The organism is uncultured Aquimarina sp. (assembly GCF_947492965.1).
Classification (GTDB): Bacteria; Bacteroidota; Bacteroidia; order Flavobacteriales; family Flavobacteriaceae; genus Aquimarina.
Genome location: NZ_CANLOZ010000005.1, coordinates 74,451 through 100,677, shown reverse-complemented (window position 1 = coordinate 100,677; position 26,227 = coordinate 74,451). Strand labels below are relative to the sequence as shown.

At 33.5% G+C, this 26,227-nt stretch carries 21 protein-coding genes; 2 read left to right on the top strand and 19 right to left on the bottom strand.

The window, feature by feature from the left end; genetic code table 11:
- Window positions 1–521 precede the first annotated feature (521 nt).
- The 6 genes from Q1B37_RS14010 to Q1B37_RS13985 all read right to left on the bottom strand — a co-directional run bounded on the left by Q1B37_RS14010 (window position 522) and on the right by Q1B37_RS13985 (window position 6,056).
- Entirely contained in the window at window positions 522–1,898 is a 1,377-nt protein-coding gene (locus tag Q1B37_RS14010) for a radical SAM protein (RefSeq protein WP_299899455.1), read from the bottom strand.
- The gene (locus Q1B37_RS14005; protein WP_299899454.1) at window positions 1,895–2,686 is read right to left on the bottom strand and encodes a class I SAM-dependent methyltransferase; all 792 of its coding nucleotides are present in this window, start codon (window positions 2,684–2,686) and stop codon (window positions 1,895–1,897) included. The genes Q1B37_RS14010 and Q1B37_RS14005 overlap by 4 nt, the downstream gene beginning before the upstream one ends.
- Window positions 2,679–4,142: a radical SAM protein gene (locus Q1B37_RS14000; RefSeq protein WP_299899452.1), complete on the bottom strand. Its 1,464-nt coding sequence runs from the start codon at window positions 4,140–4,142 to the stop codon at window positions 2,679–2,681. Before Q1B37_RS14000 ends, Q1B37_RS14005 begins: the two co-directional genes overlap by 8 nt.
- On the bottom strand, window positions 4,135–5,034 hold the full coding sequence (locus Q1B37_RS13995; RefSeq protein WP_299607542.1) for a nucleotidyltransferase domain-containing protein: 900 nt from the start codon (window positions 5,032–5,034) through the stop codon (window positions 4,135–4,137). The genes Q1B37_RS14000 and Q1B37_RS13995 overlap by 8 nt, the downstream gene beginning before the upstream one ends.
- Before the next feature lie 101 nt (window positions 5,035–5,135).
- Window positions 5,136–5,672 carry a YceI family protein gene (locus tag Q1B37_RS13990; RefSeq protein WP_299899450.1) on the bottom strand — a complete coding sequence of 179 codons (537 nt, stop codon included), beginning with the start codon at window positions 5,670–5,672 and terminating at the stop codon, window positions 5,136–5,138.
- Window positions 5,673–5,687: 15 nt separating this feature from the next.
- Complete coding sequence (locus Q1B37_RS13985) at window positions 5,688–6,056, bottom strand: hypothetical protein (RefSeq protein ID WP_299899448.1); 369 nt, start codon at window positions 6,054–6,056, stop codon at window positions 5,688–5,690.
- Between the two features lie 125 nt (window positions 6,057–6,181).
- Here Q1B37_RS13985 and Q1B37_RS13980 point away from each other — a divergent pair, with 125 nt between their 5' ends.
- A complete protein-coding gene (locus Q1B37_RS13980) occupies window positions 6,182–6,565 on the top strand; it encodes a hypothetical protein (RefSeq protein ID WP_299899447.1) in 384 nt (127 codons plus the stop codon).
- A 35-nt stretch (window positions 6,566–6,600) separates the two neighbouring features.
- A complete protein-coding gene (locus Q1B37_RS13975) occupies window positions 6,601–7,455 on the top strand; it encodes a DUF5777 family beta-barrel protein (protein ID WP_299607534.1) in 855 nt (284 codons plus the stop codon).
- A 72-nt stretch (window positions 7,456–7,527) separates the two neighbouring features.
- Here Q1B37_RS13975 and Q1B37_RS13970 read toward each other — a convergent pair whose 3' ends face one another.
- The 13 genes from Q1B37_RS13970 to Q1B37_RS13910 all read right to left on the bottom strand — a co-directional run bounded on the left by Q1B37_RS13970 (window position 7,528) and on the right by Q1B37_RS13910 (window position 26,179).
- The gene (locus Q1B37_RS13970) at window positions 7,528–8,349 is read right to left on the bottom strand and encodes a heparin lyase I family protein (RefSeq protein ID WP_299899446.1); all 822 of its coding nucleotides are present in this window, start codon (window positions 8,347–8,349) and stop codon (window positions 7,528–7,530) included.
- Window positions 8,350–8,362: 13 nt separating this feature from the next.
- The gene (locus Q1B37_RS13965; protein ID WP_299899445.1) at window positions 8,363–9,481 is read right to left on the bottom strand and encodes a T9SS type A sorting domain-containing protein; all 1,119 of its coding nucleotides are present in this window, start codon (window positions 9,479–9,481) and stop codon (window positions 8,363–8,365) included.
- A 123-nt stretch (window positions 9,482–9,604) separates the two neighbouring features.
- Window positions 9,605–10,798, bottom strand: coding sequence for a T9SS type A sorting domain-containing protein (locus Q1B37_RS13960; protein ID WP_299899444.1), 1,194 nt, complete (start codon window positions 10,796–10,798; stop codon window positions 9,605–9,607).
- 173 nt (window positions 10,799–10,971) lie between these two features.
- The gene (locus Q1B37_RS13955) at window positions 10,972–11,652 is read right to left on the bottom strand and encodes a bifunctional 4-hydroxy-2-oxoglutarate aldolase/2-dehydro-3-deoxy-phosphogluconate aldolase (RefSeq protein ID WP_299899442.1); all 681 of its coding nucleotides are present in this window, start codon (window positions 11,650–11,652) and stop codon (window positions 10,972–10,974) included.
- Window position 11,653: 1 nt separating this feature from the next.
- Window positions 11,654–12,658: a sugar kinase gene (locus Q1B37_RS13950; RefSeq protein WP_299899440.1), complete on the bottom strand. Its 1,005-nt coding sequence runs from the start codon at window positions 12,656–12,658 to the stop codon at window positions 11,654–11,656.
- A 21-nt stretch (window positions 12,659–12,679) separates the two neighbouring features.
- Window positions 12,680–13,441, bottom strand: coding sequence for an SDR family NAD(P)-dependent oxidoreductase (locus tag Q1B37_RS13945; RefSeq protein WP_299607521.1), 762 nt, complete (start codon window positions 13,439–13,441; stop codon window positions 12,680–12,682).
- 43 nt (window positions 13,442–13,484) lie between these two features.
- Window positions 13,485–14,792 carry an MFS transporter gene (locus Q1B37_RS13940; protein ID WP_299899438.1) on the bottom strand — a complete coding sequence of 436 codons (1,308 nt, stop codon included), beginning with the start codon at window positions 14,790–14,792 and terminating at the stop codon, window positions 13,485–13,487.
- 3 nt (window positions 14,793–14,795) lie between these two features.
- Window positions 14,796–15,164 carry a cupin domain-containing protein gene (locus Q1B37_RS13935; protein ID WP_219008159.1) on the bottom strand — a complete coding sequence of 123 codons (369 nt, stop codon included), beginning with the start codon at window positions 15,162–15,164 and terminating at the stop codon, window positions 14,796–14,798.
- A gap of 3 nt (window positions 15,165–15,167) precedes the next feature.
- Window positions 15,168–17,441, bottom strand: a complete 2,274-nt coding sequence (locus Q1B37_RS13930; protein WP_299899437.1) for a heparinase II/III family protein — start codon at window positions 17,439–17,441, stop codon at window positions 15,168–15,170.
- A gap of 33 nt (window positions 17,442–17,474) precedes the next feature.
- Entirely contained in the window at window positions 17,475–19,022 is a 1,548-nt protein-coding gene (locus Q1B37_RS13925; RefSeq protein WP_299899435.1) for a hypothetical protein, read from the bottom strand.
- An 18-nt stretch (window positions 19,023–19,040) separates the two neighbouring features.
- Window positions 19,041–21,455 carry a chondroitinase-B domain-containing protein gene (locus Q1B37_RS13920; protein WP_299899434.1) on the bottom strand — a complete coding sequence of 805 codons (2,415 nt, stop codon included), beginning with the start codon at window positions 21,453–21,455 and terminating at the stop codon, window positions 19,041–19,043.
- Window positions 21,455–22,948 (bottom strand): RagB/SusD family nutrient uptake outer membrane protein, encoded by a 1,494-nt coding sequence (locus tag Q1B37_RS13915; protein WP_299899433.1) that lies wholly within the window; start codon window positions 22,946–22,948, stop codon window positions 21,455–21,457. Before Q1B37_RS13915 ends, Q1B37_RS13920 begins: the two co-directional genes overlap by 1 nt.
- Before the next feature lie 84 nt (window positions 22,949–23,032).
- Window positions 23,033–26,179, bottom strand: a complete 3,147-nt coding sequence (locus Q1B37_RS13910) for a TonB-dependent receptor (RefSeq protein WP_299899431.1) — start codon at window positions 26,177–26,179, stop codon at window positions 23,033–23,035.
- Between the last annotated feature and the right edge of the window lie 48 nt (window positions 26,180–26,227).

Sequence of the window (26,227 nt, the reverse complement as noted above, 5' to 3'; positions counted from 1 at the left end):
CGCGAATGAAAGTATTATAAAAATTGAATGGACATGATTTGCAATAGCCAGAAAAGTAATAAAAAGAATAAATTTTTCATGTCTGTCTTTATAGATTGTTAAAGCACAGAATAAAAATAAAACTCCTAATCCATAATTTCTGCTAATTACATTGTACTCAAAAAATATAAAATACCCGAAAATGAATAATATCTTAAATAATAAAGAAAAAGGGGCTTTTTTAAGAAATATGAAGACTGCTATGCTAGAAATAATAATGTGTAGCAATTGCATCCAAAAAGGGTTCGAAGAAAACCGGTTAATATAAAATAGTATTATATTCCAAAGTATCGGGTGTCCTTCATAGCTGGTATTTATTATAAGATCGGATAGAGAGTTGCTATCTCTTCCTAACAACCAACTGTGGGATTCATCTAACCAAAGTTCGTGATGCGTAATCCCTATAAAGCTTAGAATAAAAAAAATGAAAACTAAGGAGTAAGGAGCAAATTTTTCCGAAAATAAAATTAAAAAGTTACCCATTATCTAAACTTATAATATTTCATTAAAACCAAAGCAGCCATAGATTTGAGTTTTAATTTATATTTCGAGATTAATCCATTACCCTTTTTAAAATAGTTTACTTCATTTACAATTCTTCTTACGGCATAGTCATAAAATTTACGATGGTAAGTTCGTTTAAAATCAATATCTCTATCTGTTGAGGTATTCCAATCAGGTTGTATGGTAATATCATTTTCTATTTCATTATAAAGTGATGTTCCTTTGATAGGGTAGGCAACTGTAATGGTAAAATGTGTAGGATTGGCAATTTTGAGATGATGAATAGTTTCTGCAATATCTTTTTCATCTTCTCCAGGATATCCAACCATGATGAAAGTTCCTGTTTCAATACCTAATTTATTGGTTTTTTGAATGGCTTCTCTAACAGTTTCTACTTTTACACGTCTATCCATAGCATCCACAATTTTTTGTGAACCACTTTCTGCGCCAATCCAGATACGATAACAACCTGCTTCTTTAAGTTGCCGTAGTACTTGATCATTTAATCTTTCAGCTCTGGTAATACATTCAAAAGGGATGATAGCATTTTGTTTGATTACTTCTTTATGAAATTCTCCTAACCATTTATGACTTACAGTAAATACATCATCTACGAACCATATAGTATCAGGATTGTATTCTTCTTTTAACATCGCAAGTTCCTGCGCTACTAATTTTGCAGGCCTTCTACGATAACTTTGACCATAAACCGCTGTACTACACCATTTGCATGTATATGGACAACCACGTTGTGTACTAACAGTCATAGAACTTTGTCCATGATTGTTTTTCCAGGTTTTTAAATACAATTGCATATCTATCGCTTTCCTATTTGGTAATGGAAGGACGGATAGATCCTTCATTTTAACCCTTGCAGAAGTTTTGATTACTTTTTCATTATCCAGATATGCAATTCCAGAGACATTATTTATTTCCGTTTTATTTTTTATAGCTAAATAAAGTTCATATAACGTTTCTTCGCCTTCGCCAATTACGATATATTGTGCTCCTGATTTTAAATAATTTTCGGTATTGTAAGTGACATCTGGACCTCCTAAGACTATTTTTGGGAATCCATATACAGCATCCGTACTAAGTATTTTTATTAGTTCTATAACTTCTACTTTAGTCATAAGATTTGCATATATCGCAACAAGATCTGGTTTTTTAGCTTGAATAAATTGTAACTGTTCTTCTTTCGAACTAAAAGTAGTATCAAAAACATAATTTTTTACATCATACTTCTCTAGATATGAGGAAATATATAACTGACCTAATGGAGGATATGGTTTCATAATCCTATGTTCTTTAGGATCTGTACTTAGGTAATATGCATGGGTTAATACGATGCTCATTTCTTAGATAATGAGATTATGTAATGATCACTGAAGCTAGATATAAAAGTAGAGTGTTTGAAAAACGAGTCTAAACGATTTAATAATTTTAATAATCCTAATCTGTTTTTAAAAAAGCTTTCGAGGTAGGAGGGAGGAATAAAAAAACCAATTGGTTTAGTTTTCTGAATGCGAAAGTAACTACTAGAGTTCTTTTTTATATCCTTAGGATTATAGTACCAAGTTTTGACCGAAGTATTTTCAACGTTTGCGAGAACTGCCTTTTTCGTATTTCTTCTGAATACGCTGCTGAAATTACCTTTCATTATAAAATAAAGGCTTTCCATAAGGCAATTTTTAGGCATGATAACCGCTACGATTTTACCGTTAGGTTTTAGTTTTTTTACCGCAGCACTAAAAAAGTTTTCTAATTCTAGAGGAGAAAGACAATTTAAACCACCAAAATCTGAAAAGATAAGATCAAAAGACCTATTAAAATCTGTGTTGTCTAAACTATTAATGTCTAATTGTCTAAAATCTGGTTGGTTACTTTCTTTAGTAAGTTTTGAATTTGCTACAGCGATCATTTCTGTTGATATATCTGTAGCTATAATACGATGCCCTAAGGTTGAAAGCCAGATTGCGTCATGACCAGTTCCGCAGTTGACCTCTAAAATCTCTAAGCTGCTATTTTTAGGAAACGTAGTTATTAGAAAATCGTGCACTCTTTTTCTTTGAAGTTTACCGATATGACTATTTGTAAAAACAGTATCATAAGAAATAGCGGATATGTCAAAACTTTCATTCATTTAAATGTTCCATTCTTTTTAAAACTTGTGCGTCTATAAAAGCACTTGGGAAATAATATAAAAGGTAAGCTATTCTCTTCAAGGCAATGGCAGATACTTTAGATGGGCTTTTGAATATTTTTTTTAAAAATTGTAATCCTTGACTTTTTCTGTATTCTTTATGCACATATCTGTGTAATTTTCTATAGTATTTAGAGTTGTAAGTTCCCTTAAACATCATAGCTAAATCATCAGAATCAGTCCAATTTGCTTTAAACTTTAGATCATCTTTAACCTTTTCATAAAACTTGGTACCAGGAAGCGGATAGGATACCGAAACTCCCAAATCATCAGGAATAAGTTCTTTGATCATTCTGATAGTCTCGGAGATGTCCTTTTTAGTTTCTCCCAAGTATCCAAATTGTATAAAAAATGCTACTCGGATGTTTTTTTCTTTTAATAGACGGGTTGCCTTATATATTTCTTCAACTTTGGTTCCTTTATCCATAGCATCTAATATAGACTGGGAACCACTTTCTGCTCCTACCCAAACTTCTTCCAAACCAGATTCTGATAAAGCTTCTATAGTGTCTTCTTTTAGCAATAAATCAACCCTACTTTGGATATAATAATTGAGCTTCGTATTTGTTTTCTTTAGCTCTTGATTAAAGCTTTGTACCCAACCAGGAGTTAAACCAAAAATATCATCGCACATCCAAAAGCGAGATACCTGATAGCTTTTTTGTAACAATTGTATATGTTTAACAATGTATTCTGGTGAATGATTGTTATATCTATTGCCATAAATAGGTTTAGCACACCAATTACATTTAAACGGACATCCTCGTGTAGTAGCAAGATTTAAGGTAAATTCTTTGCCACTACGTGTCCATATTTCTTTATAAGATTTTATATCGACTAGATCCCAAGCAGGTAACGGAAGATCATCTAAATTTTTTAGAACTTCTCTTTTTGGATTTGTAATAGTTTCTTCATTTCTAGAATATACAATTCCTTTAATTTTTTCAGTTGCCCCTTTTTGATTAAGCGTTTCAATTAACTCTAATAGTGTGTTTTCTCCTTCTCCTTGAATAATGTAATCTGCACCATTATAAAGATATTTAGAATAATGATCGGTAGCATCAGAACTATTTACAATAATGGTACAATTATGAGTTTTTCCAATTCTCATCATTTCAAATGCTGCCTCTCGCATCGTGGTAAGACACATTTTGGTTAAATAGTTAAAGCCATCATCGTACAATACAAGAAATTTAGGTTTTTTATGAATAATCTCTTTTTCTATTTCATAAGGGTTATCTTTTAGATTCGTGTCAAAAAGATCAACTTTAAAACCTTTTTCTCTCATTAAAGCGGCAGCATATATTGTTCCTAGAGGTGGATAAGGAGTTTTGTTATCCCATTGCTTCTGGTCCAGTGGATAATAATAAGAATGTGAAAATAAAATATCAAGCATGTTCTTTTTCTAATTCTATATTATACCTTGATTGAAATTCTTGGTATTTTTTATTTAGTTTATTAATTACTTGTTTTTGAAAGTTTTGAGGGTGATGTTTCGATACACCTTGTGTAGACTTCATAGCTATTTTGAAATCTTCTTTGCTTAAAGTCTTAAATTTATTGTTCCATTTCTTAAGAGTAAGTTTTAGAAATGTTGATTCCAAAATGTTTCCGAGTTTACTAAGCAATAAGAATTCAATGGATCTTGAGGTTATAGGTTTTCTTTTTGCAGAGATAATTGAAGGTTTTCCAATTTCTAGATTAGGAAGAAAATTAGAAACCCAGCGATTTTGATTGTAAAATTCTGTAAAATCACCAGTAATTGGAATCAGCGTTAAAAGTTCTGTAGCGGTAAAAATATTTTTCTCAGATATTTCCAGAGAGTTTTCGGTTACGAAATAATTAATACAAAAAAACTTTCTAGAGTTCAATAAAAAAATCTTTTTGTATAACATTAATAAGGTTCTAGCAACCCATAATCTTTCAGATTTGGTAATTACAAAATAATCAACGTCTCCATTTTTATCATGATAATTTTTAGATAAGGATCCTGAAATTCCAACTGCTTTTACGTACGGGAATTTGGAAATAAATGCTCCTTTCCTAATTGCCTTGTCCATAACAGAATTAGCCATTTTATTACCCTTAATTCTTCGTTTTACCAAAGAAGGATTATTGTCTAAAAAATAGAAGTCATTATCGATAGATACGACTCCTTTTTGTTTTAAAAGATCCAATTCATGATTTACTTCATTTTCATCAGCTGCAGAAGAAAATAAGAAAATTTCCCTAGCCGAAAGGGGATACTTAAAAATTGAAAAATAAAGGAGTGTTTTAAGTGAGTTCATTCGGGTTGTAAGAGTTAAGCCTTTTAAAATTAAAATTTGTGTTGAAAAAAATGAAAATGTCTGTTCGTATAGAATTGATTTTAAATTATTACCGTTGTTATTTATTTCTTTATTAGAAGAAAATTTAAGGATACCGAGATATCATCTGCAATTTTTTTACTTACAATACTTGGTATTTTAATATCAAAATCTTCTGGTTTTGCAATGAATGTTGATGAAATAGAAATTGTATTTCCGTCTTTTGTTATGATCCCTTTAGTTTGTATCTCTTTTGATTTTCCGTGTAGCGATAACTTCCCCTTAATGATATATTCTTTTTGTAAATTTTCTACATCAAAGTCTACCAGTACGCCTTTAAAAGTAGCTTTTGGAAAATCATCAGATTCGATATAGTTTTCATTAAAATGTTCTTCCATTAAGGCATTTTTAAATCTAAAACCTTTTACCAATGCTAGAGCAGCAATTTCTCCATTATCAGTATTTAAGATCGCCGTTACTGTCGTGTTTTTTGCTTTTACTTCTTCGAAAGAAGGAACGGAAGCTTCAAAACTAATAACACCTTTTTTAGTAATGAATTTTCCTTGGGCAAAGACAGTTCCAGAAATAATAAAAAGAAAAACGAATATGATATTTTTCATAGAATGGTTGTTATTTTATTGTTCTAATAATCCATCTGTATTCCACTGTAAAATGATATCAATAGTTGCCTGTGGAAGTCTTGGGCCACCTGCAGGCATCAAAAAACTAATATCTTCAGAGGATACTCTATCTAGCAGACCACGATTATCTACAGCTTCTTTTACCTGTGTAAAATTTAATAAAGGCATTGGAGCAAAGTTAATAGGAGGGTCATTATGACAAGCAATACAGTTTGTATCGATAATAGATTTCACGTCAGATTCATAGGTAACTAAGGTAACAGGTGGAGTTACATCAACCAAATCATCTTCGCTATCATTCTCGCAACCAATATGTATAAATAGTGCACAAAAGACAAAGAATTTAAGAAAATGTACTTTCATAAGTGAGTTATATATTAAGTTTTGGTCGGTAGAAATTAGATCAAATTTCATTCATATGCAAAAATATGTTTCATTCGGAGGATAATTTTCATACTTTTAAAACAACTTAAGCCTAATACTTCGTTATGAAAAAGCTTATAATAGTTCTAGTCATTTTAGCCATTGGTGGTTTTTTTGGGTATAAATATCTTTATCAATCTCATAGAAATATTGAAAAGGAAGAAGCGTCGTTTAATTTAGAGGCAATCAGTTTGGTGAAAGAGTTTTCCAAGGATGCAGAACTAGCTTCGAAGAAATATTTAAACAAAACTATCATTGTAAAAGGAGCACTTACAGAAATTGAATCAAATTCTTTAATGCTTGCAAATGCTGCCTACTGTACTTTTGATGCCAATCATGGTATTTTGGAAACCAATTTGAATTCCGTTTATTCCATAAAGGGAAGATGTATTGGGTATGATGAACTGTTAGAAATAGTAAAGCTTGATCAGGCATCCATAATAAAATAGTAAATAACACTTATTCTTATCATAATATCGTCTTAATGAAAAAACTCATTTTAATTTTATTAATATTCCCTTATACTCTATTAGCTCAGGATGATTTGTTAAATGAATTAGAGTCCGGTATACAGGAAGATAATTATGTCTCCTCAACTTTTAAAGGGTTGAAGATTGTTAATTTTGAATCCACAAAACTGGTTAATAAGAGAAATCTATTTTTTATTGTTGCGCATCGATTTGGTAGTGTAGAAAACGGAATTGATGACTTCTTTGGATTGGATCAAGCGGTTACTCAATTAAAATTTATTTATGGGATCTCTGATGCCGTTAATATTGGAATTGCTCGAAGTTCATTTCAGAAAACTTATGGAGGTCACGTAAAATATAGGTTATTTAGACAAAAGAAAAATGGTTTTCCGTTAACAATCGTAGGATATAATTTAGTAACCGTAAATACTGGTTTAGATACGGATCAATTACCAAAATTAGAATTTAATAACAGATTGTCTTATGTTTCTCAGGTATTGATTGCTAGGAAATTTGGAAAAAGGTTATCTCTAGAACTTGCGCCTTCCTATCTTCACGAAAATTTTGTAAGATTTGATGATCAGGATAATTCTCAATTTATTATGGGTGTTGGTGGTCGTTATAAACTTACAAAACGATTTAGCTTAAATGTAGATTATGGATATCATTTAAACAGGAGTAGTAGTTCTGCGTTCAAAAATCCACTGTCCATTGGCGTAGATATAGAAACTGGTGGTCACGTTTTTCAATTACATTTTACCAATGCACAACCTATGTTCGAAAATGGATTCCTTGGTCAGGCTTCTGGTGATTGGGGTGATGGAGATTTTTTCTTCGGTTTTAACCTAAGTAGAGTTTTTGATCTTTAGTATAAAATTTCAGTCGAGCTAATTATTATTATGTAAAGTTTTTGCAGGTAATGATTTCGTTGTTTTTTAGAGCTATAATTCAGTGATCACAAAGTCAGCGAATAATATTTCTTCATCTCTAAGATCTTGTGAATTTTTTAGACTCCTATAGATACCCCATTTAGGTCTAATGAAGTCGGCTTCTGTTTTCCACATTTTTAGGTCATTGTTTTTATACTCTAATATAGTTTTACCTGTTTTTAGATTTTTAATAATTATAGAAAATTTAGCTTTTCCTTTTTCGTCATAAGTTACTGTTTCGATCACATCTACCCAATTACCTTTCAGCTCGTCTAAATTTACCTTGGTTAGGGTGTTTTGATCCAAACCAGAGGCATATCGTAATTCTAAACGATCAACACTTCCTTTTCTGGCAGTTAATGTAATAAGAGGCATATCTTTATCCAATCCTCCTACAGCTTTTAGTTGATGTAAGTGAGTAAATCTTTTAGAAGGTTGGAAACCTTTATCCAGTTTAAATTTCCATCTGTATTCCACTGTTTCTCCTTGTACTCCTTTGAGATGATCAGGTGAAGATTTGTAGCTTTTAATTTCGTTACGTTGTCGATCGAACTTCTTACAACGATCATTATCTTCTTCTACATGGATTACGAATTTAAATACATGTTTCTGTAATTCTTTGCTAAAAATCTCACTAATATGAGTGTCTTTAAAATTAGAATGGTTATCACAATCACCTTTTTTTATTCCAGGTGCTTCTATAGGGTTGTAACCAGGAGCTAATTTAGAAGCAATAAGCTGATAGGTGTCTCCAGGTCCATCGGCACTAAGCGAAACTTGGGTATATGAGGTAGCATATAAGAAAAAGATAGATAGAATGACAATTGATCGCATATTGAATGTGAGATTAGTTCATTTTTACAATTTTCTCCACAGAAAAGGTATTGGTTTTATGATCTATTAGTTTAATAAAGTAGAGTCCATTAGAAAGAGTAGTGATATCAAGTGTATCGGTTTTTAATATTCCGCCTTTACGAACTAATTGTCCAGATTGGTTAGTGATTACTATTTCGTAATCACTGATGTTTTCTAAAAAGGTAATATTTATGGTAGCGTTTGCTGGATTTGGGTATATATCAAATAATTTTTTTTCTGACACAGTAGGTACTGATAAATTAGGATTTTCGGTAATGGAAAAATTAGCGTATAACACTTCTTCATCTCTTAGATCGGAAGCAGAATTTAAACTTCTATAAATACCCCATTTAGGTCTTATAAAATCTGCATTTGTTTTCCACATTCTTAAATTAGAAGAGGAGTAGTTTAGAATTTCTGCACCACTATCAACATTGGTAATAATAATGCTATAGTTAGAGTTCCCAGTTTCTCCATAGGTAACCGTTTCAACTACTTCTACCCAATTTCCTTTTAGTAAAGAAAGATTTGCAGTGGTTAGCGTAGATTGCGATGTGGTAGGTGCGTATCTTAGTTCTAGTCGATCTTCAGTTGCTTTCCTTGCAGTTAGCGTGATTAGTGGTTGACTTTCTTCTGCAGCATCCGCACCAACTGATTTTAATTGATGTAAATGGGTGAAACTGGTAGAGGGTTGAAAATTAGCATCGATTTTAAACTTCCATTTGTATTGAACTGTTTCTCCTAATGTACCTTTTAGGTTATCAGGTGAAGGTGCGTACGTTTTGATCTCATTACGTTGTCTATCGGTAGTATTACATTTGTCACGATCTATATCTTCATCTACGTGGAGAAGAAACCTAAAAACATTGATACCTAAATCAGAATCAAATAGCTCATCTATATGACGATTTCCATCCGTACCAACATAAGTAGAATGATTGTCACAGGTACTTCCTGTAATTCCAGGAGCTTCTATTACATTTCCACTGGTAGGTGCAAGAACGCTATTAATGAGTTCATAAGTATTTCCTGGACCATTAGCATCTAAGGTGACCTGTGCGGTTATACTATAACTTACAATTAAACCAAAAAATAAAATAAAATGTTTCATCGATTACAGGGCGTTAAGTTATTGATTTTAATCATGATATCCCCACAAAAAATGCAGGGATATCAAATAGATAGTAGTAAACTCAAATTTAAAATCAAACCATTATTTTGATTTTATGCGTTCTTATTTTTTTACGATTGCTTTGGTGATTTTTGCACCATCACCGTATATATTTAAATAGTACAAACCAGTAGCAAATGGTGTTAGATCAACAACATCTAAGTTTTCTTTTTTGTTCAATAAAATTTGACCTGTAACATCCACAACCTCTAAGGATTGTATAATATCATTTTTAGAATTTATGTTAATTACATTCGATGTCGGATTGGGATAGAAAGAAATATCATCAGTCAATTCTTGTCCTGTTACGGATAATAACGCAACAGTAGGGTTTAAAGCTCCATATATATCACTAGGAATAACATAACCAGCGAATTCTTCTGGAGATACACGTGCTGTATTACTAGAGAACTCCCAATTAGGACCTGTTCCATCAAAAGAAGCTGCTATCCAATCTGAAGCTGCAAAACCTGTAGAGGTACCTTGTCTACCCCAGAAGTGTACATTACTCCCTGTGTTTTCTATTACTGTAGCACCAGTATCTGTAAAAATACTAGCAGAGTTTTCAGCTAAATCTCTTACAACGATAATTTGCCCATATCCGAACTCTCCATTATCTCCAGCATCAAGTAAGTCATCTTCATCTAAAAAGCTTACTGAATCGTATCGTGTCCACATCGTATGATCACCTGTCGCATCGATAATACCATCGTCATTAGCATCTATATCAACACCACTAGGATCACTAGGAGCCTGTATTAGCATATAAGTAGCACTCCAATCTTCAAAATTTCCATCATAACCAATGTCTGGCGTAAATGAAGAAACATTACTACTAGAAGATCCAGTAACATCGTTTCCTACAAGTTCGATAGTAACCACAGTAGTCCCCGCTGCGATAACGCTAGAATAAGGGTTTGTAGTAACTACACTTGTATTTTCATCAGTATAATTTGCTACAATAGCTAGAAATCCGTTAGAACCAAAAGTTCTTGTTCCATCACCTAATTGAATCACTTCTCCAACTTCTCCATAGTCACTTCTAGATGCTTCTCCGTCACCTTCTACATTTATTAGATATAAATCTGAAGGAATTACAGCATCTGGAGTACCTCTTATCTCTATATACTCATTAGTTAAATCTGGACCATTAGGACTTAAAATCAATTTATTGATATATGTGCCTGATCCTGAAGGAATTTGAGAAAACCCCAAGGTCATAGTTAGCATTGTGCAGATAAGTAATAAATTTTTCATAATTATTTCATTTAGAGAATTGGTGAAATTATATTTGGTTAACCAAATTGGTTAACCAAATATATAGATTATTTTTATTTAAGACAATTTTTGTGAAAAATTATTTAATTTAATTGTTTTTGTATCAATTTGATATTTTAAAAGAAGGTTTTACTGTAATACCAAAATAGAGGTTATAGAATGCGATTTCGTAAGCTTTTTACAATGTTTATTGAGTTTTTAGTAAGCTCCGTGATCTTGTCATAATCTAGTTTTCCATTCTTATCTTTTACGATAAGTTTAGATCCCATACCAACACAATGTACGCCTGCATTGAACCAATCAGTTAAATTTTCTTTTTCAGGAGTGACTCCACCACTTGGCATAATACTAGTCCATGGGCATGGAGCTTTTATACTTTTTACAAAATCAGCTCCACCGATTTGAGCAGCAGGAAATATTTTTACAATTTCAGCGCCCAATTCTTCAGCATAATTAATTTCTGTAAGAGTAGCACAGCCAGGTAACCATGCAACTTTTCTGCGATTACAGACTTTGGCTATTTCTTTATTTAAGATTGGAGAAACAATAAAGTTAGCTCCTTTTTGAATGAATAAAGAAGTGGTGCCAGGATCTACAATAGATCCAACACCTAAAACCATACCTGGTAATTCTTTTTGTATCCATTTGGCAACTTCGCCGAAGATATCTTGAGCATGATCACCTCTATTTGTAAATTCAAAAACACGTGCACCTCCATCATAACATGCTTTGATAACTTGCTTTACAATATTAATATCCTCATGATAGAATAAAGGTACTATACCTGTATCCTTTGTTATTTGCGCTACTTCGATTCGTGTATAATCTGCCATATTATCTTTTTATACGTCCTGATAAGTTTCCTTCAATTATATGTAATACTTCGGCTTCTGAAACCAGATTTGCATCTCCTTCTATAGTGTGCTTCAAAGCACAAGCAGCATTGGCAAATTGTAAAGCTTTTTGATCATCATAATGCATTAAACCATGAATTAATCCAGCAGCATAAGCATCACCTGTTCCAATTCTATCAACCACGTGGGTTATTTCTAGTTCATTAGTTTCATAAAAATCAACACCATTCCATAGGCGCGCTTTAATTTTATGCCAATTAGCATTTAGGGATACTCTTGTTTTATCAAAAACACCTTTTAGATTCGGGTACTTTTGGATAAGAAGCTTGCTTGCTTGGATAAAATCTTCATTTTCGTATGAAAAACTGGTATCTAGTAATTCATTAATTTCATTAGGTCCGCCAATGAATACGTTTGATAATTCTACTAATTGATTAAGAATATCTTTTGCCTTGTGTCCATAATTCCAAAGTCCACTGCGATAAGCTGGATCTGCGGAAATGGTAATTCCTTTTTGGTTAGCAATCTCTAATCCTTTTTGCAAAGCTTTATATGCATTTAAGGAAAGGGCAGGAGTAATACCTGTCCAATGAAACCAATCACAATCTTCAAGAGCTTTTTCCCAATTAATAACATCTGGATCAATATGACAGAAAGCAGAATTAGAACGATTATATGCAATCGTACTTGATCTCATGACCGCACCAACCTCCAGGAAATAAAGTCCCAGAGGATGATACGAGTCAATAATCAAACCAGTATCTACTCCCAGTTTCTGCAAGTAGCTCTTTACTGCGTCACCAACAAAATCATTGGATACTGCAGTGATATGTTTAGTATTATTTCCGAACTGTGCCAAGGAAATGGCGACATTGGCTTCGGTTCCACCAAAGTAGTATTCTAATTGGTTAGATTGTTTTAATTTTTTGTTTCCCAAAGGAGCAATACGCATTAAAACTTCTCCAAAGGTTACTACTTTTTTCATTTTATATTTTTCAGGATGTTATTAAATACCTAACGCTTGTCCACCTCCGATTTGGATAGTCTCGGCAGTTATAAACGCTGCACTATCACTTGCTAAGAACGAAACAACAGAAGCTACATCTTCTGGCTGTCCTAACCTTCCTAGCATAATATTGTTTGCCCAAGACTTAAACACTTCAGGTTTAGTAGATTTAATTTGTTTATGGAAATCAGTATCAATTGTACCAGGAGATACTGCATTAACTCTAATTCCGTACTCTGCTAAATCTTTTGCCAATCCTCTTGTAATTGCATGAACTGCAGCTTTAGAAGTTCCATAAATTCCTGCTCCTGGTCCTCCAGCGGTCCATCCAGCATTGGAAGTATAGTTGATAATAGAAGATCCTTCTGCTTTTTTAAGAAATGGGATGGCAGCTCTTGATGCAAAAAATGTAGAATCAAGATTTAATGCCATTACGAATCTGTAAAACTCTGTGGTCATTTCCTCAAATCTAGATCTACCACCTAGTCCACCAGCGTTATTTACTAGTACGTCTATTTTACCATATTTTTCACCGATTGCAGTAATATTTGATGTAACAGCTTCTTCATTAGTAACATCAAATCCATAATATTCTGCAGTGATTCCTTGTGCTGTAAGTTCTTTAACTCTTTCAGCTCCTTTTTCATCTTCGATACCATTTAAAATCACGGTATATCCATCTTTTCCTAATCTTTCCGCAACTGCAAATCCTATTCCACCAGTTGCACCTGTTACTACAGCAACTTTTTCTTTTAAACTCATTTTTTAAACTTTATTTATGTTGATTAATTTTAATTCTTATTATTTAGCTCTTTACCTTTACTGGTTCAACTTTTGGTATAAGCACCCATACAGAAAAAACTACAATGGCTACAAGTGCAGCTCCAATTAGAAATACAAAAGAGTATTTGTCTATCGGTAATTTATTTCCAATGTACCATGTTAAAACTGCTGCTGCGAATTTTGCAGACATGCCTGCTAATCCAGATAAAGTTCCTACCGATTTCCCGTTGTATAAATCACTTGGTAGCGTTTGGATATTACCAATTGCAGTTTGAAAACCAAATAGAATAACTGCCATAATAAGTACAGCAATTAGTGGACTACCCGGATTACTTAAAGAGAGTAATGCTGGAAGCATAATAGCGCATCCAATTGCAATGGTTGTTTTTCTAACTTTGTTGGTACTCCAGCCTTTAGCAAAAAATGATTTAGCTATTAATCCACCAAACCAAGCTCCTATCATGGCTCCAAGGAAAGGAACCCAACCTAATTTGGTGATTCCTGCGATATCCATTTCAAAAACATTAACCAAGTAATTAGGTATCCAGATTACAAAAATCCACCAAATTGGGTCAATCGCTGCTGAGGCTAGAATAACTCCCCAGCTCTGTTTGTTTTTTAAAAGCTTACCGTAACTTAAACTCTTCTCTTCTGTCTCTTCACTAGAATTTGATTCATTCTTTTGTCCATCGATAATTAAATTTCTTTCCTTATCAGTTATCCAAGGGTGTTTTTTTGGCGAGGTTTTTACATAAACAAACCAAGGAATTAGCCAAACAAATCCTAGAATAGCAATAATTAAAAAGACAAATTGCCAATGTAATTGTTGTGCTAAAAGTCCTATAAGAGGGATGGAGATTAATGCTCCAAAAGATGCTCCAAAGTTAAAAATTCCTTGAGCAACTGCTCTTTCATTTGTGGGGAACCACTCAGCATTTCCTTTTGCTGCTCCAGGCCAATTACCAGCTTCTGATAATCCTAACAACATTCTTACTAAAGTGAAGCCTAAAAAACCTCTCACTATAGCATGTAAACCTGTGGCTAATGACCAAAAGCCTATAGAAATGGCAAAACCTAATCGGGTACCTACTTTATCAAAAATTCTTCCAAATAGTGCTTGTCCTAATGCATAGGCGATAATGAAATAAAAGCCAATATCACCATATACTTTTTTGCGTCCTTCTTGGTCCAAATCAGGATAAAGCTCATCGGCAATACCTCCTTCAGTTTCCCATAAAACAGAAAACGCTTGTCTGTCTATGTAGTTGATAACAGCTGCTAAGGCAATCAAACCTATAACCCACCAGCGTAATCCTTGTACCTTCTTCATCAATTATTTCTTTTTGAAGTCAATTTCTAAAAAGTCTTCTCGTATCGGGCTGAAAACATCAATTAATACTCCAGCTTCTAAACAAACTGCTCCATGAGAAACATTAGGAGGGATGAAAAAACCATCTCCTGCATTTAATATTTTCTTCTCATCTCCAATTGTCACTTCAAAACTTCCTGATTCCACGTATGTTGTTTGTGAATGAAAATGGTCATGGATATACCCTATAGCTCCTTTTTCGAATGCTACTTTTACCATCATGATGTTTACATCATAACCAATCATCTGACGTGTAATTCCTTCTGCTGCTTGCTCCCAAGGTTTGTCTTTTGTTACAAAAAATACTTCGCTTTTTATTTTAGAATAGCTCATTGTTTAGTTGGTTTTTAAATTATAATTTCCTGTCCATTGAAATTCTTGATCTTCAATGGTTACTGTATGCTTTTTGTGTGGATCGTGATCGTTATTCACTATTGCTAGCGTATAGCTTTCATTATTATTGAATATTGCTTTTACGATAGTGTAGTTTTCATCTGAAAATAATAATTGAATGTGTTTTACACGAGAATGCGGATTCTGAACGGATTCTAACTTGGGATCAAAATTTCCGTGCGGCTCAATAATATTCACGAAAACATGGTCTTTTTTATCATTTTCTCGCAACATATAAGAAGCATCATTTCTGAGATTAAATTCGGGATCGTTAGCTCCTAATAACGAAAAAACCATTTTACTATCCTTAGAAACAAGACTCGAAATAGAGTAGAAGCGGTTCTTATTAAGCCAAGTAAATGTGGCTAGGTTATGATCGCTTTTACCTTCTGCAAGTTTCCATAAATGTTGATATCCGTTTTTTGTACCAAGTGGTGATAATGTGTTTGCTTTGATATACTCAAAATTAGTTTCCATTAAATGTCCTTGATACATAAAATTAAAATCATATTGATGCTTGTTAGCAGAAGCGATTCGATACACATCGATTATAAAAGGCGGTTGTTCTGAATTTTTACCCTCTACTAGTGCAATTGTTCTTTGCATAGCTATGTCATCATATGCATTTTCTTCTTTAGCACTAACAATTTGAAAATCTTTATCTCTTACGTTAGAAAATAATAGTTTAGGACTTACCTCGCTGGAAGCTTTAACATTCGCTCCAAATTGTGATGCTTCATCTATAGTAACCGTATTATGAGCGATTGTTTGTTTAGCCCAAGTTTTGTTTTCTGGTAAATAGCGACCTCCTTGCTTAGATTCTACATTTAAGAATCTTGCGGCACCATAATCTTGAATGATTTCTTGTTTTCCGTCATAAAGGAATAATGAAAGTCGATCAAAATGTCCGTGCCCCATACCTTGCGATGCAAACTTAAAGACCGTAGTAAGCTTTTCATTACGTTGTAAGTTTGGCATACGCAACAATGCTAATCCGCCATCATTTCCATCTTTACCGTCGGTAATAAGTAGTGATTTTTTTTCGTATTCTTTAGCATTGAAATTCTGAAGTGCTTTTGCAACAGAAAGTCCTGCTCCAGATATACTTACTTTATTATGCTCATGGGTAATAGGCAGTAGCGAACTATCATTATAGTAGGCATAAGCAATATTGCTGGCGAATATCAATTCACTGGTTAAATAGTTTTTTTCTTTTAATGCATCATTAAAAGGGAAAAAAGCTCCATTTTCATCAGTAAGTTGCAATACTGTGGTTACAGCTTTGCCTAATAATTGATCTCGGTATTCGAAGATTTTAAGATCAGGTTGATTACGTTGGATAGCCTGCCCGAAAAGCATAAAGGGCATCATAGCGTATCTCTGATAATAAGGTCCTTCAGAATAATATCCTTCTGGAGAAAAAAGCATGTCTATTTGTTTAAGAAAACCGGTTTTCTTGTCCTTATTACTTCCGTATAGAGCACGGTCTACCATATCCTGGTCTTTGAGAACATATCCTGTCATACCTACGCCCGCTACTGCCCAGGTTCCATGATTATGAATTTTATTAAAGGTTTTTTTGGAATCTACACTTATAAATTCAGCTACTTTTCGGAAGACATTGTTTTCTATTGTTTTTTTATCTTCTGATGAAATAGCATCACTTACCAAATTGTAAGCTTGAATAGAATTAACTAACCATACACTTTCGTTTAATCCTTGCCAAAATAATTTTCCTGCAGGATGATTTTCTTTTCTTTTTGGATGCAATGGTAACTGAGGATACATATCCGCATAGGCAAGTAACATATTTGTTACGAACTCAGAATACTTACTATCTTTAGTAATCATAAAAGCAATTCCCGCAGCGTACATTTCTCCATAATTACGCTTGTGTTTTTCATGAGAATAACCGCCACCTGGATCTTTTGGTACTGGAACTTCTATTCCATTTACGATTGCTTTATCAGCCTTTGTTTTTTGTTCTTCAAATGAATTTCTTAAAATCTCATTTGAGTCTAGTAATTCTTTTATTTCATTGGCTTCCGAATTGGATAAAGAAAGTACAGGTTTTTGATTTTTGGTTTCTGTTTTTACTTCAGCTTTAGCATCTGTTTTTGGTTCTGAGTTACAACTAAAATTGAGGATGCATAGGGTTAGGGCTAGACAAAGAATGTCTAACCTTAACCGTATAATATGTGAAGGTGATGGGATCATATATGCTTTTATGATTGTTATTATATATTGTTCTTATCCTTGGTCTTTCCAAAAAGTTTCATCAGTAACTGATGCTGGTGAATAATCTACAGCTCCGAATTCTGTAAGTACTCTATCTGTAACAATGATCCAGTCGTAATCCGCAGACCTAGGAATGTTGTCAGAAGAGCTTCCTGCAGTAAGACGGAAATGAAATCTAGAGAAATCCGCCGCACTGTCCATAAATCCGTTAAGTCTAACAGCTACTAATACCCATTCTCCTGCTGTATCTAATAATTCTCCATTAGATTCTCTTCGTTGAGCACTAGAAGTTCCTAGATATATTTTAGTTCTACAGTTAGCACCATTAATTCTCATCCAGAAATGCAGAACTGGATTTCCTCCAAATCGACCATCTGGATCTACCAATGCTGCAGATTCTTCTCCCATTTCCTCAGTTCCATATGCATCACTAAAATCATATCCATAGATAGATGCCAATGTACTTGTAGTAGCTGTAGGATAATCTATATGTAGATATCTACTTCCAAAAGGTTCTGTCATCCCCGTAAATCTAGGCTGTTCAGAAGCCTCTTCACCCAATGATAAAACTACTTGGCTAGGATCATTTTTGTTATCTCGTACAGTTTCTAATGCTTTAGTGTCAAAATCATAATATTCGTAGTATGGGCCATTAATGTATGGAATATTAAATGTTGTCTGACGATCTTCGGTATCTGTTATGATTACCTCAGAAATACCTGTCGATACTCCAGATGGCACCATAAAAGTTAAATCTGTCGGAGATGTGGTTATTGTAGCTTCTATACCATCTACAGTTACCGAGGTGGTAAAATTGATATTAGCACCAGTTATCGTTACCATATTATCACGAGTCATTATTCTCGGAACATTATCTGGTTCTGGAGTGGGTATATTTACTAGAAAAGAAGAACTTAATTCTTGTCCTATTTCTCCAGTATTGCTATTGTAGTTTAAATTTACTGCAACCGGATCCAAAGTCCCTGGATTAGGTACTGTTACTACAATTACACCAGTTTCCTGAAATGATATTACACCTGCTACATCACCGAAGGTAACACTAGAAACCACTCCTAGATTAGCTCCTTCGATAATAAGAAGGTCATTCGCTGTAGCCTCATCTGGGATAACACTGGTTACCGATGGAACAGGGTAGGACACATTAACAGTTTCAGAAGAAGTAGCTGTAAATTCAAGATTTTCGGCACCTTGTCTACTTACATCATTTATTAAAACTATTTGTCCAGAAACTACTGCAGGATCTACTCTTAGTAAAATTTGAGTATCACTTATCTTACTTTTAATTTCTGTAGGGATACCTCCGATAGTTGCGCGATCTACAAATTGTAGAAACTCTCCCTCTACTAATACATCCTCAAGAATTTCTACATTAGACGGAGAAAAACCTGTAATAATTGGTGTAGCAGACTCAATTTCTTCCACAGTCTGATCTACTTCAATATCTGCGTCGCAAGAAGAGGATATAACGAATATCAATATTAAACAGAAAACTAGCAGACCTGCTAAGATTCTTTTAAAAGATGCTTCATAATTTTTCATAATTCTATGGTGTTAATTTTATTTTTTAGTTTCCCATTTCAGACCAATAGCTTGTTGCCTTAGTAAAGGTGACTTCTTACTTGGAATGAAGTTTTCTTTATCGTCCCATTTCGGGTTTTTATAAAATACATCTTTTGCAGATGCTCCTTTTGTTGCTTTTACCGTTCCGCAATCAAAAATGACACAGTTGGTAATCTCATTTTTGTTTCCTTTTAAACTTACAGGGTTTATAACTTTATAGCTTTTTTCAAATACTGAATTTTTAATAGCTACGGTAACAATTCCTTTAGTCCTTAAAACAGTTCCTTTTTCTATATTTCCTACATTACTGAATACAGAATTATCAACGAGGAGTTTACCTCCTAAAGTAGATTCATCATTACCGCCACGGAAATAATTTATAGCCCATTGATCGATATCTTTAAAAATCGTATTTTTTATGATAACTACTTGAGCACTATACCTTCCTAAATCATCTTTTTCTTCACCTAGGTTGATACCTCTGTAGGCATTTTCAATTCTTGAATTCATGATGCTTATAGAATCAGCAAAAGTTCCTTTATATCCTTTAAAAACACTACCGCCATTTTTGTTTTTGAAACCTTTTATATGACAGTTATTAATAAATACAGAGTATGGATCGGAAATTCCTTTATCAGGAGAAACTACAGCATATTTTATAGGAGTATTGGATGTAGCGTTTATCTCAATGTTATCTATTTTTAAGGATTTTCCACCTTCGACTCTAAAAAAATAGGTTGGTTTTTTTTCTAAACCTTCCTGTATTTTTAAAATAGCCTTAGGTTCGTTTGCGCTTCCTTGTATGGTAACACTGTTTGTGATTTTTATGCCTTTTTCCAGAGTGTAGGTTCCTGGTTTTAATTTTAGAATACTTCCATCAGGTGCTTTTTTCAATGCTTTACGCAAAGTACCTACACCTGGTTCCACTTCAATAATTTCGGTAATTGTCTTAGTTTTTTGTGGTACGACTTTAGAATCCCATGAAGTTCCACTTTTTAATAGCAGTGCTTTCGGGTATTTTTTATTCCCTAAGTTAAAAGCTCCTGCGACAAAAGTCGTTCTTTTAGCTCCAGTGATATCCAATCTTGTAGGTTTGCCTTCACTCTTGGAATTCTTTAGTAAGGCTTCGTTTTCAACTTTTGGTATATATAAAATATCTTCAAAAGTATCCCAGTTTACTTTTACTTTTGTAAAACCGTCTTTCTCAAAAGTACCTTTTGTATCAAGTATATTACCATAGAATTTAAATCCATCTAAGGAGTCATATACAGAAGCTATTTCATCATTATGAGTATTGAAAATTATATTATTAGCAAATACAGTATTTTCTGGTGCTAATGATCTTTCTTCATCTTTACCAGCGCAAAATTGAATAGGAGAACAATTGATTACTGTATTATTAACAATGCTTACATCCTTAACTTGGTGGTAACGATTAGCGGGGCTGTTTGGAACCCCATTCATTACTACAATAGGACCTCTAAAACCATCACCAGTTAGATTCATCATAAGATTATTTCTAATCATATGGCCCGCATTAATCACTCTGATTCCTCCGGTATTTGGTTTTTGGTTTCCAATAAAGACATTACTTTCGATTAAGCATCTATTACCATGTCTTAATGTTAACACGCCTTCACTTTCTAGAAATAAATTATTTCTATAGGCATTATCACAGGATTTGTTAGATATAATTTCTACTTCTCCGTTACATTTTTCGAACACATTATCTTCTACAATCGTTCTGGATGATAACAAAGAATTTTTGCTAGTTCCGATTCTGATAGTCTCGCCTCCATTAAATCCTAAAGGAGGTCTTTCTCCGAAATAATTATGATCAATTCTATGATTGTTTTCAATGTGTTTTTCACCTTTTAACCAAACCACAAGAGTAGTTCCTGAATGAGTTTTACCAGCAAAGTAATTATGATCTACACGATTGTTTTTACCCCAAACGCTGATCCATTTATAATCAATAGATTTGGATCCAGGGTTGAAATAGGTAATAGCACAATCTGTTAATCTAGAATGATTAGCAAATTCTTTAGAATTTACTCTAAAGGAGATAACTGACTTACCAGAAGAATATCCATTTTTGAACCATAGCCCTTTGACTATTAGATATTCTCCAGCCATTTTTAAGCTAGAATCACCTGAAATAACAACTTTACCTGATTCTTCAGCTTCAATAGTTATAGGGTTTTCAGACGTTCCTATACCTTTCACCACTAATTTTACATCTTTCCATTCTCCGTTTTTAAGAATGATACGATCGCCAGCTTTTACAGATTTTATAGCTTCATTAAACTCAGAAAGAGTAGCTACTTTAATCTCGTTTGCAAGTCCTGCATATCCTACAAAAAGTAGAATTGGTAAAGTAATAGTGATGATATGTGTTTTTATAAACATCATTAATAACCTACGTTTTGAGCTAAATTAGGGTTCAAGTCAATTTCTCTTTGCGGAATCGGTAACAGTAACTGGAAGTCCGAGATTGGACTTGCATCTAAATCCGGATTATCAGGATTGTTATAAGCAAATTCAGTTACGAAATGTTCATTGATTACTGTTAATGCTCTATTAGTTCTTAATAGATCAAAAAATCTATGGTTTTCGAAAGCGAACTCTAAGCGTCTTTCATCCTCCAAAGCAAGTTTAAAGGCAAAACTAGAACTTACATCAGCTTCTACGATTGCTGTCAGACCTGCTCGTTCTCTCACTTTATTAAGCTCAATTAAGGCTTCTGAAATTCCTCTAGCATCTACATATGCTTCAGAAAGCATTAATAGTACATCAGCAAATCTAGTTACTGGCCAATCTACGTCTCCATCATCTAATGCATTAAAATCTGAATTGTATTTAGTAACATGTTTGTTAAATATTTCAGTTCCATTCGTAGCTATGTAGCTATCAGCCATGGAAGAAGGTTTTCTTTGGTCATCAGTTGCATAAGAATCAGACACATCTTCAGTAGGAACGTTAAGTCCATCACCATTACCGAAAACTACATTTCCATCACTCTGTAGTGGTGCAAAGAAATTTGGAAAAGGAGATCCTAAACCAATTAATCCTTGTTCATATCTAACAGAGAAAATTACTTCGTTATTGATTTCATTTCCAGGTTCGAATAGTTCGTCATAATCAGGAAGTAAATCATTTAATCCTCTATCTCTTACATACTCCAATTGAGTGATAGCCGCTTCTAAATCTCTAGTGGGACTTGATAGGTGAACTTTCCCAAGTACTGTTCTTGCTGCTATTCCTGTTGCTCTTCCAAATTCTGAATCGTCATACTGCTCTGGAAGTAATGCTATGGCATCCGTAAGATCTTGAATAATAAAATCATACACTGCCGTTTGCGGTTCTCTGGATAATTGAAACCCTTCTTCACCAATAAGGATTCTATCAACAATTACAATACCTCCGTATAATCTTGTAAGATTAAAATGCATCAATGCTCTTAAAAATTTAGCTTCACCTTCATATTGATTTCTTAGATTTTCATCTTCTGCAACATCTAGGTTAGCTAATATTCTATTTGCTAAAGCAATTGTTTTATAACAACTCGAGTAATAACTCTGATTAATAGAATTATTGGTGTCTACGGTTAGTCTATCTAAAGTAAATCTTGGAGCGTCCGATTCTGGAGATCGATCAGGATTTGTAAATGTGTTGTCAGAACGAAGTTCTGTAACGTTCCATTCAACTGCCATTACATCGTATAAACTAGAATAGGCGGCGATGATTCCTCTATTTAATTCTTCCTGATCTTCATAGAAGTTGTCATCCGTTCTAAACGAAATTACATCTTCTTCGAGATCACAAGACACCATTAATAATGTCAAGAAAAAAGCATAAATCTTAAAATTTATGGATCTGTTCTGAAGTTTAAAAATATGTTTCATTATCTAATTTTTTGTAGTCAATATTTCGGTTTTTCAAGTCTGCTGTAACAGAAGTTTTTCGAAATGGACTATTATTATTTGCTTTTAGAAATTGATGTCTAGTCCCAGTGCAAGTTGTCTTTGTACTGGTGTAACACCTCTTTGATATCCTCTAATTAGAACATTATTACGATCAGTATTTCCTTCTGGATTATTACCCAGATAATCATCAGCGGTTTGGTACCATAAATTTTGACCAGAAAGGTAAATTCTCAATTTTTCTAGTCCCATTTTTTTCACAGAGTGAGTAGGTATAGAGTATCCTAATACAACTTCTCTTAGAGAAGCGTAAGAAGCGTCTTGTACTGCGTAATCTGTTTCTAACCATGGAACTCCAATTCTAATTCCTGGTCTGCTTGCTGGGATGTTTTCATTAAACCATTGTCCTTCGGCATATACAGAACCATATCTCGCAACTTCATTATAGAAAGCTTCACCCCACACTACTTCACCTCCTTGTGATCCTTGGAATGAGAAATTTAGATCAAGGTTTCCATAGTTAAATGTGCTTGTGAATCCCCAAATAAAATCTGGGAAAGGATCTCCAATAACTGTTCTGTCATCTTCATTAATGATTCCATCACCATTTACATCCACACGTTTCAATCCACCAACAGCATCAGTAATACCACTTGGACTGTTAGCTAAATCTTCTGCATTCTGAAAAATACCATCTGTTTTATATCCATAGAACTGAATATAAGGTTCACCTACACGTGTAATGTATTGATCTGTACGTTCTCCATTGTTAATAGCTCTCTCAGATCCACCAAAGGATATAAGTTTGTTTTCATTAAAGGAGATGTTAGCACTTCCTTGCCATTTTAGTTTTCCTGTACCAAGATTTGTAGATAGTGCAAATTCCCATCCAGAGTTTTGTACTTTTCCAATGTTGTTCCACTGCTCATCAAAACCAGTAGTATTGGAAATTTGCTGCCTTAATAATAGTTTTTCAGATAATTTATAGTAGTAGTCCACTGTAAGATTTACAGAACCATTAAAAAGTCCAAGATCTACACCATTATTAAATTCTGTATTTGTTTCCCAAGTGATATCAGGATTTCCTTGTAAAAAGTCTACTTCTCCCTGACCTGTAGTTACTCCACCAGTATTTCCTAAGCTATAATTACTGAAGTCTACAATGGTTTGCGATAAGAAATCGAATAGAGGAGGAGCTGCTCCACTAATTCCCCAACTAGATCTTAACTTTAAAGTATTCACGGTATTTCCGATACTGTTTCGCCAGAAATTTTCATTGGCTACATTCCAACCTACGGAAACAGATGGGAAAAACCCGTATTTGTTGTTTTTACCAAACTTATTAAAACCATCTGCTCTACCTGCTAAAGAAATTAAATAGCGATCTTTAAAAGCGTAATTCACTCGGGCTAAGTAAGAAGATAAAATAGTTTCATCTTTTATAGTAAATGTGTTGTCTAAATCTATAATAGTACCACCATTAAGTGTAGTGATGTTTTCGTCATCAAAGTTTGTAATTCTTAAATTACTTAATCGCTCGGCAGTATTTTCGTAAGTAATACCAACTAATAGTCCAAGATCATGACCATTAAAGTCTCTATTATACGTTAAAGTATTTTCATTTATGTATTTTACAGTAAGTTGATCAGCTAATAACCCTTCAGTTTCTCCATCTCTATCTCCGTCAGAACCAAAAAACTCTTCTCCTGTTCTGTATCGTACATATCCCCCTAAAGATGATCTAAGAGTTAATCCAGTGGCTATTTTCCATTTTACAGAACCATTAGATAATAATCTATATTCAAAACGATTTCTCCTACTAGCTTCTTGTCTGGAAATAGGGTTAAAATTGGATGAAGTCCAAAGTGCTTCTATATTTCCAGTATTTTCTACTTGTCCAGTAACTGGGTCTACATAATCAAAGTTCAAATCTCTAAAATGTAATGCATGAGCAAAACTTCCAACAGGCTGTCCTGTTAAGTCTGATGTATATTGATTATGTCTAACAGGAATCCAAGTCTCATATCTTCCAACATCTGTAAAATTGATAGAAGATCTTCTGGTAAGAGTATAAGAAGGATTTATTTTAAGATCAAAACTTAAATTGTCTGATAGTTTTGATTTTAGTCTTGCAGAAAGATTTAATCTTTCTAAGTCATTATCTTTTCTTAGACCTTCGTTATAGATGTAGTTGGCAGATACTAGATAATTTGTTCGAGTACCTCCTCCAAATACATTTAATTGATAGTTTTCGATTCTTGCCTGATTTCTAAGAGCTTCTTCTTGCCAGTCTGTTGCACCACCAATATTTTGAGCGATGGTTCTTTTTCCTATTTGTACATTATCGTAGTATACAAGATTAGGTTCTCTGTTTTCTTGTTGTGCATTAAAATTTTCAACTAACTGATCTCTGCTTCTGTCTAGGTCTGCAAATTCAATGGCATCAAGGATATCGATACTTCTAGCTGCCTGTTTAATTCCGGATAAGGATTTAAATTCAAAAGATGTCTTTTCAGCTTTTCCTTGTTTTGTTGTAATTAAGATTACACCATTTGCACCTCTAGATCCATATATAGCGGTAGAACTTGCATCCTTTAATACCTCTATAGATTCTATAGTACTCGGGTTTATAAATTGAAGTCCATCATCAAACGGAAAGCCATCTACTACTACTAGAGGAGCAGAACTAAGACTTATAGAACCGATACCTCTTACGATAATTTCAGGGTCATCACCTACATTACCGCTTGGATTTCTGATTTGAACTCCAGCAATTTTACCTTTTATACTATTTGATACATCCGAATAGGGAAGTTCATCTAAGTTCGTATTTTCTAATTTCGCTACGGAGGCTGTTAAACTAGATTTTTTCTGGACTCCATAACCGATTACTACTACTTGTTCCAGTTCTGAAGCTTCTTCTTCGAGCGAAACATCAAGTCTCGTTTGGTTTTCAACAACTATGGTAACTGTTTTTTTTCCTGTAAAAGAAAAGGAAAGAATGTCCCCTTTATTAACTTTTATCTGGTAATTTCCATCAAAATCAGTAGTAGTTCCTGTATTTGATTCAATTATTAATACGTTAACTCCAGGAATTGGAATTCCATCTTCTAGTGAAGTGACCGTTCCCTCAAGGGTAATGCTCTCTTGAGCAAGCATTGTACTATGATATAGAACAATCAGGATGATTGTTATGATCTTTTTGAAATACATAAGTAATTAATTTTGTTTTTTTAATGCTTTCTTTTAAATCAATAATTG

Excerpts from the sequence above, each read along its gene's own strand:
- Q1B37_RS14010 (WP_299899455.1), bottom strand. The coding sequence starts at position 1,898 with ATGAGCATCGTATTAACCCATGCATATTACCTAAGTACAGATCCTAAA.
- Q1B37_RS14005 (WP_299899454.1), bottom strand. The coding sequence starts at position 2,686 with ATGAATGAAAGTTTTGACATATCCGCTATTTCTTATGATACTGTTTTT.
- Q1B37_RS14000 (WP_299899452.1), bottom strand. The coding sequence starts at position 4,142 with ATGCTTGATATTTTATTTTCACATTCTTATTATTATCCACTGGACCAG.
- Q1B37_RS13995 (WP_299607542.1), bottom strand. The coding sequence starts at position 5,034 with ATGAACTCACTTAAAACACTCCTTTATTTTTCAATTTTTAAGTATCCC.
- Q1B37_RS13990 (WP_299899450.1), bottom strand. The coding sequence starts at position 5,672 with ATGAAAAATATCATATTCGTTTTTCTTTTTATTATTTCTGGAACTGTC.
- Q1B37_RS13985 (WP_299899448.1), bottom strand. The coding sequence starts at position 6,056 with ATGAAAGTACATTTTCTTAAATTCTTTGTCTTTTGTGCACTATTTATA.
- Q1B37_RS13980 (WP_299899447.1), top strand. The coding sequence starts at position 6,182 with ATGAAAAAGCTTATAATAGTTCTAGTCATTTTAGCCATTGGTGGTTTT.
- Q1B37_RS13975 (WP_299607534.1), top strand. The coding sequence starts at position 6,601 with ATGAAAAAACTCATTTTAATTTTATTAATATTCCCTTATACTCTATTA.
- Q1B37_RS13970 (WP_299899446.1), bottom strand. The coding sequence starts at position 8,349 with ATGCGATCAATTGTCATTCTATCTATCTTTTTCTTATATGCTACCTCA.
- Q1B37_RS13965 (WP_299899445.1), bottom strand. The coding sequence starts at position 9,481 with ATGAAACATTTTATTTTATTTTTTGGTTTAATTGTAAGTTATAGTATA.
- Q1B37_RS13960 (WP_299899444.1), bottom strand. The coding sequence starts at position 10,798 with ATGAAAAATTTATTACTTATCTGCACAATGCTAACTATGACCTTGGGG.
- Q1B37_RS13955 (WP_299899442.1), bottom strand. The coding sequence starts at position 11,652 with ATGGCAGATTATACACGAATCGAAGTAGCGCAAATAACAAAGGATACA.
- Q1B37_RS13950 (WP_299899440.1), bottom strand. The coding sequence starts at position 12,658 with ATGAAAAAAGTAGTAACCTTTGGAGAAGTTTTAATGCGTATTGCTCCT.
- Q1B37_RS13945 (WP_299607521.1), bottom strand. The coding sequence starts at position 13,441 with ATGAGTTTAAAAGAAAAAGTTGCTGTAGTAACAGGTGCAACTGGTGGA.
- Q1B37_RS13940 (WP_299899438.1), bottom strand. The coding sequence starts at position 14,792 with ATGAAGAAGGTACAAGGATTACGCTGGTGGGTTATAGGTTTGATTGCC.
- Q1B37_RS13935 (WP_219008159.1), bottom strand. The coding sequence starts at position 15,164 with ATGAGCTATTCTAAAATAAAAAGCGAAGTATTTTTTGTAACAAAAGAC.
- Q1B37_RS13930 (WP_299899437.1), bottom strand. The coding sequence starts at position 17,441 with ATGATCCCATCACCTTCACATATTATACGGTTAAGGTTAGACATTCTT.
- Q1B37_RS13925 (WP_299899435.1), bottom strand. The coding sequence starts at position 19,022 with ATGAAAAATTATGAAGCATCTTTTAAAAGAATCTTAGCAGGTCTGCTA.
- Q1B37_RS13920 (WP_299899434.1), bottom strand. The coding sequence starts at position 21,455 with ATGATGTTTATAAAAACACATATCATCACTATTACTTTACCAATTCTA.
- Q1B37_RS13915 (WP_299899433.1), bottom strand. The coding sequence starts at position 22,948 with ATGAAACATATTTTTAAACTTCAGAACAGATCCATAAATTTTAAGATT.
- Q1B37_RS13910 (WP_299899431.1), bottom strand. The coding sequence starts at position 26,179 with ATGTATTTCAAAAAGATCATAACAATCATCCTGATTGTTCTATATCAT.